Below are 12067 nucleotides of genomic sequence, written 5' to 3'. Positions count from 1 at the left end.
CTTCCCTACAGTCCGTTTCATAAGGCACGTGACGGAGCCGGCCTTACGCGTCGAGACGAAGAGATGGACATGCTATGAAGAGAATCAAGGATCTGCTTGCCGGCTTGAGCGACCGACATCGCAAGGATCTTGGAAAGAAGCTCATGGCCATGGCGGCTACCCTCGCAATGCTGGGTGGCATGGCCGGTGCAAGTACGATGGCATTGGCCGATGATGCCGATGCGGCGGCGGCCGAACAGGTCGCGACGGCTTCCGCGAGCAGTGCATCGAACGATGTATCCGAGGCTGCTCCGGTAGCGGAATCCACCCCGTCCGAGAATGTATCCGAAGGGTCCGAAAATCCTGCGGCTGAGGGCGCACCCGCGGAGCAATCCACGGAACAGCCTGTGGAACAGCTCGTGAAACAATCTGAAGAGCAGAAGGCCGGATCAGCCGACGAGCCTGTTATAGAACTTGCCACTCCGTCGGAAGCGCAACCCGCGACGGCCTCCGCAACGCCAACCCAGAAACCAACGGGAACCGAGAACCCTACGACCGTTGAGCGGTCGGTTCAATCGGATGACGATGATGCCGATACCGTGGCGAATCAGAACGAAGCGAAAGACGACGAAACTAAGAATAATGCCGATAAGACGGTACGTCTTGGTATTGCGTCGTACCGGGGCATGCTGAAGTCCGCTTCCTCGGGATTGTCGACGCCGGAGCATACCAAGAGCATCGAATACCAAGGCAATGGCGCCTACATACTCAAACTTAACGTAATCGGCAAGGACGCCTCCACCTCCACCACGGACACCACCCCGATAGACATCGCCTTGGTGCTGGATGTGTCCGGTTCCATGAACGATGATTTTGGCGGTAGAGGCTCTCCATCGAAGATTAGCGCTTTGAAGACGGCTGTGAATTCTTTTCTGGATGAGACAGCCAAGACCAACGACACGATTGAGGACGATAACGATAAAGTAAAAGTTGCCCTAGTGAAATATGCCAACCAAATCGGGACCGCGACAGGCGCTGATGGTTGTCGAATAAGCAATTCCAGGCAATCTGACACGGGTAACTGCACACAGATTGTACAGGAGCTTACGACGGATGCTGGCTTGCTGAAGACAAGCGTCAATGGTTTGCAGGCGGCTGGCGCAACGTATGCCGATGCTGCAATGGAGGTTGCACAACAGGCGCTTGCCGGCGGCCGTGCCGGAGCGAAGAAATACGTGATTTTCTTCACTGATGGCGAGCCTAATCATTGGAGTGGTTTTGATGGCGACGTTGCGAATGCCGCCATTAAAAAATCCCAGGAACTGAAGAATGCCGGCACCACGGTGTACTCCATCGGCATTTTCGATGGCGCGAATCCGTCGGCGAGCGTATCGTCCGCCAGCAACGCCAATAAGTTCATGCACGGCATCTCGAGCAATTATCCGAATGCCACCGGGTATTGGAATCTGGGCGACCGAGCCTCCGGCGACTACTACTATTCGGCCTCCAGCGCCACGCAGCTGGCACAGATCTTCAACGATATCCAGAAGACCATCACCGAAAAGCACGTGTATACGGGCGTCTCCATCACCGACGAACTGTCGGAGTATGCCAAGCAGAGCGGCATCGCCTACGACAAATCCACTGCGAGAACGTTCGATGGCAAGACGTTCTACAAGGTAACGAGCGGTGTTACGCTGAACGTCACCGGTGGCAAGGCCGGCGAAACCGCTCCGGTACTCGATACGGATTACGCGTTGTGGTACAGCGAAGACGGCAACGGCATCGTCAGGGCCGAATTCAACGAATCGTACGAGCTCAAGGACGGCATGACATATACGCTGTCGTACAACGTGGAACCGACCGACTCCGCCTATCAGACATATGCGAAGACCGGCTATGACGCGACGGGCGATGCCGATACCGGAGCCACTTCGGCGGGCAAGGCCGGCTTCAGGTCCAACAAGACGGCCCAAGTCTGCTACACCACCGACGACAGGTCGAGTTGCGCGAATTACCGGCATCCGGTACTGCAGATACCGGTCGCCAACGTCGCAGTGACCAAGGAATGGCCCGATGTGCAACCTGTCGACGGTACGGAAGTGCAGATGCACCTCAAAGGCTACGACGATGCGGTCGACCTCACAGTGACGTTGAACGCCGACAATCAATGGAACGACGGTTTCGTCAAACTTGCGCCAGGCGAATACACGCTTACCGAAGACGCGGTCGACGGCTACACCCAAGTCGGCGACGCGAACGTCACGGTGACGATCGATAAGAATGAGCTGTGGGCGCTCGCCGACAAGAACGCCGACCTGCAGAAGCCGCTGAAAACCTACGAATGCACGGTACGGAATCAACGCAACACGGTTACGCTGCAGGACGGCGTGAAGCTCAGCAAGAAGACCCAGGGCAACGACTATGCGGAATCCTTCGACTTCGAACTGACCGACATCACGTCGGATACGCAGAAGGCGCAGAACACCGGTGCCATGCTGAAAGGTCTCGAAGGCGGCAAGCAGACGACTTCGATCGGCAACCTGCAAGCGAATATCTCCAAGCCGGGTGCATTCACCGTCGATTCCGCAGGTGATCCGTTGACATTCTCGACTCCGCTGAACGACGGTGCCGACACCTACACCTTCAAGGTGGTGGAAGTACAGCCTGCGGCCAGGCACGGTTGGCGTTTTGACAAGTCCGAATATCACGTCACCGTCACCGTCGCCAAGAATGCGGCCGGCCAATACGAGGCGAAGGTGACGCAGGTCGTGCAGGTCAAGGATCGCGATGGCCGGGACATCGCAGCCGACAAACAACAGCCGGCCGACGATCTGACGGCTGCGTTCGTCAATCGCTATATCTCGGTTGCGACGCTCCCCGCGGCAGGTGACCTCACCGGTCGACAGTGGCTGCTCATTGGTGGCTGTTTCGGTCTGATCGCCGTCGTGGCGGGAATCATCGTCTCCATCTGGAGCAGCAAGAAACGGTTGTACTGATGGGGGTGATGGCAGCAACCAATGACTGAACGGACGCATCCGGCCGAGCCGATGGTGCCCCGGCCGGACACGAATCCTGATAACGCACAACATTCGAATCAATGGTGAACACCCAAGCAACAATTACAAGGAAGAGAGGTTTCTCATCATGAACGCGAGGAAGCTTTTTGCAAGCGTGGCCGCCGCGGCGACGCTGCTGGCCGGCATGGCCCTAGGCGCTGCGAGCGCACAGGCCGATCCGACGACCGCAGCCGAAATCACCGTGACGAACGCGGCCGCGGGTTCCGAGTTCAAGGCATACAAGTTCGCCGAATTCGCCGATCCGCAGGGTACCGCGCCGACCATGAGCAAGGTGCAGGTCAACACCGTCGATGCGGCGAAGACCGCCGTTGAGGCTGCGGCGAAGAGTGCGGGCGGCGTGAGTGAGATTCCGGACCCGTACAAGGACAATCCGGCCGCGTACGTGGCGACATTCACCGACGCACAACTGCGCGCATTCGCTGACGCCTTGGTCGTTTCCGGACTGACCCCGACCGATACGAAGACCGCTGCGCTTGAAGCGTCGACGGTTACCTTGAACGTGACCGAAGGCTGGTATCTGATTACCGACACGAACGGCGTGCCTACGGTCGTGGCCACGCAGGTGACCGCCAACGGCGCAACCTACACCAAGTTCGTCCGCAAGTCTGGTGATCCGCTGACCCTCGGTACCGTCGTGGCGAAGTCGAACACGCCGCCGACCCCGGGAAAGACCGCCGAAGAGAAGGCCCAGGCCATGGGCGTCGGCAGTGTCGCGAACTACACCATCCAGGTCAAGCTGCCGAACATGCTGGGTAAGACCGATCCGATGTTCAAGATCATGGATAAGCCGGGCGTGGGCCTGACCGTCAATAATGACATCAAGGTGTACGTCGAAGGCGGTTCCTCCACGATCACCGTCGATGGCGAGACGGTTAACGTAACCGAGATCCCGGCTGACAACAACTACGTGGTCAGTGGTTTCACCGCTAACGAGCTCAAGGGCAACGGCACGGACCAGTTCACGGTCGATCTGAGCAACTATGCGGCCAGCGAGGCCGGCCTCGCGAATGCGGGCAAGACCATCTACGTGCAGTACACCGGCGTAATCAACGAAGAAGTCAAGGAAAGCGAGACGGTGACCAATACGCCAACCGTGGCCACCGACCCGGACACCTCGACGGACGGCGATGAGGTCGAACTCATCACCGGTAAGTTCGAATTCACCAAGATCGGCGTCGGCGATGAAGAGAACGCTCTGGAAGGCGTGACCTTCAATGTGAAGGACGCGCGAGGCAACACCCTTACGTTCGTGCCTACCGACAACGGCTACATGCTGAGCACCGCCGCCTCCGCCTCCGCCGACATCAAGTCCGACGCAAACGGCAAGGTCAAGGTGTTCGCCCTGCCGGAAGGCACCTACACCGTCAAGGAAACCGCGACCCGCGAAGATCTGAACTATTCCAAGCAGTTCCTGGCGGAATTCAACATCAAGGTCTCTATCAACCAGAACGCCAAGAAGGCGACCTTTGCGTTGGCTGACGGCAGCAACGTGCTGGGACTGGCCACCTCCGGTGCTGACGGTGCGATTACGGTGAAGAACGTGAAGTCCATCACCCAGCTGCCGCTTACCGGTGCCGCGGGAACCGTGCTGTTCACCATCGTGGCGTTGCTGCTGGCCGGTGCCGGCGCGGCCGTGGCGCTCAAGTCCCGGAACACGCTGGTCGAGTCCTGACGTCCGAACGATGTGACTGAAGGGGGTATTGCCGGAACGCCTTGACCGGAAAACTCCGGGCGAAAATCCGGATCAGGTGCCGCTTGCGAAAACCGCGGGCGGCACCTTTGCATGTCGTTCGGCAAGGTGCGGGAAGGTTTTTCCCGTTAGGTTCCACAGTGATATGGAATACGGTAAATAAGTCAATTGATTTACATAAATATCTTAAGAAAGGGTGATGAATTAGGGTGTTTTATATATGCTGATGACTAGGGTGGGTGAGTCGTTGAAAAAATCAACAAAAATAAGGTGAATTGGTAGCAACAAGGAGGGAGTTAGGGGTATAAGTTAATTGCGCTTGAGATGAGACTTGTTTTCATCTACCATAAACTCCATCGGGCAATAATCGAGGCGGTAAGACGGAGGCGGTTTTCGACGTTGATCCCGGGTGTGAACACATGTAGCACGGAGGAGGGTCGTCATGTCTAACGGCGGAGGAATGTTCAGTCCTGAAGAGGTCGCCTATCTGAAGACATTGCCTGCGGTGGCCGAGGCCACGGCGAGAAGAATCACCTATTCCGAGGCGTTCAAGCAATCGTGCATGCGGCGGTATCATGCCGGCGAATCACCGGTCAAACTGTTCCGTGAGGCGGGGCTCGACCCGGCGCTGATCGGTTACAAGCGCATCGAGCGTTGCTTTGCGAGGTGGCGTAAGAGCTCGGGCGATGCGATGGCCGGTCCGCGATATGATGATCGATTGGATGCTGCCAGTGCGCACGTGCTCGCGTCGATGCAGACCGTGACTTCGGACCGGTCCCCTTCGCAATCGCAGGCGCCTCTTCGCGCAATCACCTTTCCGGCTGCCTCGCGTGACGGCAGCGTCGATGTACGTGACCTGATGATCTACCAGCAGGTGCGGCGAATCGACGAATTGGAGCAGGAGGTCGGCACCCTGCGTATGCGACTCAATCTCCAGGCGCGCACCGAAGTCGAGCGGGCCGTCTGAACCGGCGTAGACTAAAGGGCATGAGAATCGCACGTTTTTCGCATAATGATGTACCGCAGTACGCTTTCGTGCAGACCGACGAGAGCGACGGCAAGGATTATCTGGTGGCATTGGACGGTTATCCACTGTCCGGCGCCGCCGTCCAGCCGACCGGCGAGCGCTTTCCGGTCGACGGTGACGGCATCCGTCTGCTTGCGCCGGTGATTCCGTCGAAGGTGTACGGTCTGGCCAAAAACTACGAGGCGCATGCGCAGTTCATGCATGAGGCCGGTCACTCCGAAATCAAGCATGCGCCGGAGGATATGGTGATCTTTACCAAGCCGAGCACTTCCGTGATTGGCCCGGACGATCCGATTGTGATTCCGCCGTGCTCCAACGACATGAATTTCGAGCCGGAGGTCGCCGTGGTGATGGGGCGCATCGCCAAGAACGTGCCGGTGGAGCGGGCCATGGATTATGTGCTTGGCTTCACCTGCGTGAACGACGTGACGCTGCGTGACCTGCAGGGACTCGATCCGACGTGGACACGTGCGAAGGGTTTCGATACCGCCTGTCCGCTCGGTCCGTGGATTGTGACGCGTGATGACCTGGACTGGAAGGACGCGAAGATCTCGTTCACGCTCAACGGTGAGGATGTTGAGATGGCGTCAGGTACCACGGCGAACCTGATTCATGGCATTCCGGAGCAGATCGCCGCGATTTCGAGCTTCACCACGCTGCTGCCGGGCGATGTGATCATGACCGGCACGCCGAACGCTTCCGGACATCTTGATCCGGGTGATGAGGCCGTCGTGCACGTCGAGGGCATCGGTTCGCTGCGCAATGTGGTGTTGCGTGGCTGATTGCTGGCCGACAAAGAGCTTATTTCCATAAAAACCGGCTGATTCATGACATTTTTCCGTCATGAATCAGCCGGTTTTTGTGTATCTGGATCACTATTCGCTGGAAAAGAAAAACAAAAGTTGAGTGTTGATGACTCAAGTTTTGGGAATAGAATGGCGGTGAAGTCGGTTGAGCATATCAGACAACGACATATGCGCCGGATTGCGGTCGATTCGCGGCAAGTGAGCTACGAAGACGATACGCGAGCGGCGCGAATCATGGAGGATGATATGGAACAAAAGTTCACCACGATGGCGCAGGAAGCCATCGGAGACGCCATTCAAAGCGCGTCCGCGGCAGGTAACGCGCAAGTCGACACGTTGCATGTGATGGATGCGTTGCTGCGCCAGGAAAACGGTGTGATCCGCGGCCTCATCCAGGCTGCCGGCGGCGACGTGCAAGCCATCGGCGCTGCGGTGCGCAACGCCTTGGTCGCGTTGCCGGCTGCCAGCGGTTCGACCACATCGCAGCCGCAGGCAAGCCGTCAGCTGACCGCCGCGATCGCGCAGGCCGAAAAGGAAATGCAGGCGATGGGCGACGAATACGTCTCCACCGAACACCTGCTCATCGGCATCGCGGCAAGCAAGCCGAACCAATCCGCGGAAATCCTTGAAAAGAACGGCGTGACCGCCGAAGCGCTGCGCAAGGCGGTGCCGGGCGTGCGTGGCGGCGCGAAAGTGACCAGCCCCGACGCGGAAAGATCGTACAAGGCGCTCGAAAAGTATTCCACCGACCTGACGGCCGCCGCGAAAGACGGCAAGCTCGACCCCGTGATCGGCCGCGATCAAGAGATCCGCCGCGTCATCCAGATCCTGAGCCGGCGCACCAAGAACAATCCGGTGCTCATCGGCGAGCCGGGCGTCGGCAAAACCGCCGTCGTGGAAGGTCTGGCGCAGCGCATCGTCGCCGGTGACGTGCCGACCACCCTGCAGAACAAGAAGCTGATCTCGCTCGACCTCGGCTCCATGGTCGCGGGCTCCAAGTATCGCGGCGAATTCGAGGAACGACTGAAGAGCGTGCTCGAGGAGATCAAGAAGTCTGACGGGCAGATCATCACCTTCATCGACGAAATCCACACCATCGTCGGTGCGGGCGCCGCCGAAGGCTCCATGGACGCAGGCAATATGCTCAAGCCCATGCTGGCCCGCGGCGAACTACGCCTGATCGGTGCGACCACGCTCGACGAATATCGAGAGAACGTCGAAAAGGATCCGGCACTGGAACGCCGCTTCCAACAGGTCTTCGTCGGCGAACCGAGCGTGGAAGACACGATTGCGATCCTGCGTGGTCTGAAGCAACGTTACGAGGCGCACCACAAGGTGACGATCGGCGACGATGCGCTGGTCGCCGCCGCAACCCTGTCGAACCGGTATATCTCCGGCCGCCAGCTGCCCGACAAGGCCATCGACCTGGTCGACGAGGCAGCCGCGCACCTGCGTATGGAACTCGACTCCTCGCCGGAGGAAATCGACGAACTGCAACGCAAGGTGACCCGCTACGAAATGGAGGAGATGCAGCTCAAGAAGGCCGAAGACCCCGCTTCGAAGGACCGCCTCGAGAAGCTGCAGGCCGATCTGGCGGACGCCCGCGAAAAGCTGAGCGGCCTCAAGGCACGTTGGGATGCGGAAAAGGCCGGCCACAACAAGGTCGGCGATTTGCGAGCCAAGCTCGACGACCTGCGCGTAGAAGCCGACAAGGCCATGCGCGAAGGCGACCTGGAGAAGGCCAGCCGCATCTCGTACGGCGAGATCCCCGCGATTCAGAAGGAACTGGCCGCAGCGGAAGCCGCCGCCGACAACAATGACGCGAACGGCACCGCGGTCGCCGAAACCGAACCGATGGTGCCCGACCACGTCGATGCCGATTCCGTGGCCGGCATCGTATCCGAATGGACCGGCATCCCGGTCGGCCGCCTCATGCAAGGCGAGAATGAAAAGCTCCTGCACATGGAGGAGTATCTCGGCAAGCGTGTGATCGGCCAGAAGGAAGCCATCGCAGCGGTTTCGGACGCCGTGCGGCGCTCGCGTGCCGGCATCTCCGACCCGAATCGTCCGACCGGCTCGTTCCTGTTCCTAGGCCCCACCGGCGTGGGCAAGACCGAACTGGCCAAGGCGCTCGCGGACTTCCTGTTCGACGACGAGAAGGCCATGGTGCGCATCGACATGAGCGAATACATGGAAAAGGCCTCCGTGTCTCGCCTGATCGGCGCCGCGCCGGGCTACATCGGCTACGAGGAGGGCGGCCAGCTCACCGAGGCCGTACGCCGCCGTCCATACTCGGTGGTGCTGTTCGACGAGGTGGAGAAAGCCAATCCGGAAGTATTCGACGTGCTGCTGCAAGTGCTCGACGATGGCCGTCTGACCGATGGTCAGGGCCGTACCGTGGACTTCAAGAACACGATTCTGATCATGACCTCCAATTTGGGGTCGCAATTCCTCGTCAATCCGGACTTGGATGCGGACGCCAAGAAGAAGGCCGTGATGGATGCCGTGCACATGCAGTTCAAGCCGGAATTCATCAACCGCTTGGACGAGCTGGTCATGTTCCACCCGCTCACCCGTGAGGAACTGGGCGGCATCGTGGACATCCAGGTGGCGCAGGTCTCCGCTCGCCTGACCGAGCGTCGCATCACGCTCGATGTGACCGATTCGGCACGCGAATGGCTGGCCAACACCGGCTACGATCCGGCGTATGGCGCTCGCCCGCTGCGTCGCCTGGTGCAGACCGAGGTCGGCGATCAGCTGGCGCGCATGCTGCTGGCTGGCCAGGTGCATGACGGCGACACCGTGTTGGTGGATCAGACCGGCGGCGATCATCTCGAACTGTCCGCATGGGCGAGCGATCAACTGGCGGACATGGGCAAGTAAGCCGGGCCGTTCCCCTGCGGGAACAAGAGGCTGCCGGCGAACCTCAGTGAGGTCCGCCGGCATCGACCCTACCGTTTCCTCCCTTGTCAGAGGGAGGAAACGCGGTCGCCGACCTCAAGCACCAGGCCGGCGACCGATAACACGGTAGCGGCGATAAGCACCGCAACCGCAAGCTTCGGCTGCATGCCGAACACCAGCCATAGCGCGAACGTCCACACGGCGACGACCATCGTCACTGCAGTGGTGATCTGTAGTACGCGAGTGTGGATCACATGGCCTATTCTGGCGCGGAAGACAACCTCTTCCGCGCTTTTTCCATGTGTTGACTGTGTCGGCTGTGCCGACGCATTGGTTGCGCGAATCTTCAGCGCCTGCTCAAAATCTTCGGGATGTTCGATCGGGAACCGCACGATCACCAGCTTCCGGCGAATCAGGCGAATGATCAATGCCAGCATCACGACCACACCGACGAACGCGAAATACGGATCGCGTGAGCCGACCGGAAAAATCCAAGACACCACGCATAGCAGCAGACTGTAGACATAGACGATTGACATGCCAAGCGAAATCAGCGAATCCGCATTCGGCGTGCGTTGATGCAGGGCGGGCATGCCGTGGCGATGAATCGGCGCACCGCAATAGAACATGACCGGCGTGATCACGATGGCATGCAGCCATGGATTGGTCAGCCAGTCGGGCATGGTTACGCTGCCGAGCATGAGCATGGTGACGACGAACGTTGGAATCGTAAGAATCGTGGCGATGACGAGCAGCGGAACGATGCGTTGGTCGTCATCGGCGGATTCCGCGGAGTTGGCGGCAGGGGCGGCTTCGGGCCGCTTGTTGGCGGACCGTTCGGCTTCCGATGATGGTGGATCGGTGCTGGGGCTGGAATGGTTCCGCACATGGTCCGCCGATGTTTCGGTTGCCGGGGGTTCCTTGCGATCGTCCGGCGTTGGTGGCGTCGACGATCTGCCGTCGGTCGGCGATTGGCCGAGGAAGAACCTGAGAATGCCCCATGTCGCAATGGAGGCGACCACGATGGCGACTGCGGCCATGAACAAATCGAATCCCATACCAGCCTCTTGTGTTCCTTCGCTCTCGTACGACTGCTCCCCAGCATAATCCAGCGCGGGGTATCGGGTGGTCGTTCGTACGGATGAATGCGGTTCGTCGAGTGGATTCGGGCGTGGCTGCGACACGTGGTCCACCGCATGCTGTTTACTAGAACATATGTTCGACAATCCTGTGTTTGTAATGGTGCTGATGGTGATCGTGGCCGCGCTTGGAGCGGCCGCGGGCTTTTTCGCGGGGCGATCCAGAGGGCAGGACATGGCGCGGGATGCGCGTACCGCCGACTTGAACGAGGCGAAGGCTCAGATCGAGGACGGTCGGCGACGGATCGGCGATCTGACCACATCCGTGGCACAGTACCGCACGCAGTCCGAAGGATTGAATCAGCAGCTGACATATCTCAAATCCCAGCTGGCGCAGGCGCAAAGCGCCGAGCAGACGAGAATCGAGCGTGAGCGTGAAAAGGCCGCCGCGGAGGCGGAACGTCGGCAGACCGAAAGCGAGCGGCAGTTGCGGGAGCAGAGCAAGGTGCTCTCCGCTCTGGCTCCTGTGCAGAAGAATCTTGACGCCCTTCAGGAGAAGGTTTCCCAAATCGAAGAGGGGCGCAAGCGTGAAATGGGTGCGCTCGGCGAGCAACTCAAGGGTTTGGGGGAACAGCAGGCGCGGCTCGACCGTGAGACGAGCTCGCTGTCGGCTGCATTGCGCAACAACAGGGTACGTGGCGCCTGGGGCGAGGCGCAATTGCGTAACATCGTCGAATCGGCGGGTCTGCTGGAACATGTCGATTTTGATACGCAGGTGGTCGTCACCGACGCGGACGGGCATACCCAGCGTCCGGACATGGTGATCCACATGCCTGGTGGTAAAACCATTCCGATCGACGCAAAGGCACCATATGCCGACTATCAACGTGCCTGCGAGATTCCCGACACCGCTTCGCAGGAAGAGCTGACGCGCAAGGCGGATCTGCTGAGGGCCCATGCCAAGGCAGTGCGCGAGCATGTGAAGGTGCTGGGGGACAAGGCCTACTGGAACGCGTTCTCGGACGCGCCGGATTTCGTGATCGCCTTCATCCCGAACGAGTCGCTGCTGCAGGCCGCCTTGGAGACCGATCCGACGCTGATGGACGACGCATTCGCCCGTAAGGTGGCTTTGACCTCACCGATTACGTTGTGGGCGGTGTTGAAATCGGTGGCTTACGCCTGGCAACAGCAGAGCCTTACCGATGACGCGAAAATGCTGTTCGACCTGTCACGTGAACTGTATGAGCGTTTCGCGGTGCTGGGGGAGCGCGCCACCAAACTCGGTACGGCGATTACCAGAACGGTTGGCGCCTATAATGCGTTCGCCTCGTCATTGGAGTCCCGCGTGCTGGTCACCGCTCGCAAACTGCAACGCGTGGATCAGGGCAAGGTCATCGAATCCGTGGAAATCATTCCATCCGAGAAGGCGGATATCCGTGAGCTGACGGCGCCCGAAACCGTAGATGATGCGAGGGATTGACGAGCCGAAAGGATAGGCTGGAGCC

7 protein-coding genes are annotated in these 12067 nt (G+C 59.5%); 6 read left to right on the top strand and 1 reads right to left on the bottom strand.

Annotated elements, in window-relative coordinates:
* Window positions 1-74: 74 nt before the first annotated feature.
* The 5 genes from BBDE_RS09550 to clpB all read left to right on the top strand — a co-directional run bounded on the left by BBDE_RS09550 (window position 75) and on the right by clpB (window position 9465).
* Window positions 75-2978 (top strand): DUF7604 domain-containing protein, encoded by a 2904-nt coding sequence (locus BBDE_RS09550; RefSeq protein ID WP_003838623.1) that lies wholly within the window; start codon window positions 75-77, stop codon window positions 2976-2978.
* Window positions 2979-3126: 148 nt separating this feature from the next.
* Complete coding sequence (locus BBDE_RS09545) at window positions 3127-4731, top strand: isopeptide-forming domain-containing fimbrial protein (protein ID WP_003838625.1); 1605 nt, start codon at window positions 3127-3129, stop codon at window positions 4729-4731.
* Window positions 4732-5191: 460 nt separating this feature from the next.
* Window positions 5192-5716 carry a hypothetical protein gene (locus BBDE_RS09540; RefSeq protein WP_012902517.1) on the top strand — a complete coding sequence of 175 codons (525 nt, stop codon included), beginning with the start codon at window positions 5192-5194 and terminating at the stop codon, window positions 5714-5716.
* Window positions 5717-5736: 20 nt separating this feature from the next.
* A complete protein-coding gene (locus tag BBDE_RS09535) occupies window positions 5737-6558 on the top strand; it encodes a fumarylacetoacetate hydrolase family protein (RefSeq protein WP_003838630.1) in 822 nt (273 codons plus the stop codon).
* A 270-nt stretch (window positions 6559-6828) separates the two neighbouring features.
* Window positions 6829-9465, top strand: a complete 2637-nt coding sequence (gene clpB / locus BBDE_RS09530) for an ATP-dependent chaperone ClpB (protein WP_012902516.1) — start codon at window positions 6829-6831, stop codon at window positions 9463-9465.
* 86 nt (window positions 9466-9551) lie between these two features.
* On the opposite strand, the gene BBDE_RS09525 is transcribed toward clpB, so the two are convergent.
* On the bottom strand, window positions 9552-10541 hold the full coding sequence (locus BBDE_RS09525) for a hypothetical protein (RefSeq protein WP_003838635.1): 990 nt from the start codon (window positions 10539-10541) through the stop codon (window positions 9552-9554).
* Window positions 10542-10698: 157 nt separating this feature from the next.
* Here BBDE_RS09525 and rmuC point away from each other — a divergent pair, with 157 nt between their 5' ends.
* Window positions 10699-12042 (top strand): DNA recombination protein RmuC, encoded by a 1344-nt coding sequence (gene rmuC / locus BBDE_RS09520; protein WP_003838636.1) that lies wholly within the window; start codon window positions 10699-10701, stop codon window positions 12040-12042.
* The last annotated feature ends 25 nt before the right edge of the window (window positions 12043-12067 follow it).

This window comes from Bifidobacterium dentium JCM 1195 = DSM 20436 (assembly GCF_001042595.1).
Lineage (GTDB): Bacteria > Actinomycetota > Actinomycetes > Actinomycetales > Bifidobacteriaceae > Bifidobacterium > Bifidobacterium dentium.
The sequence above is the reverse complement of the archived record's forward strand: the minus strand, read 5'-3'. Positions and strand labels throughout refer to the sequence as shown.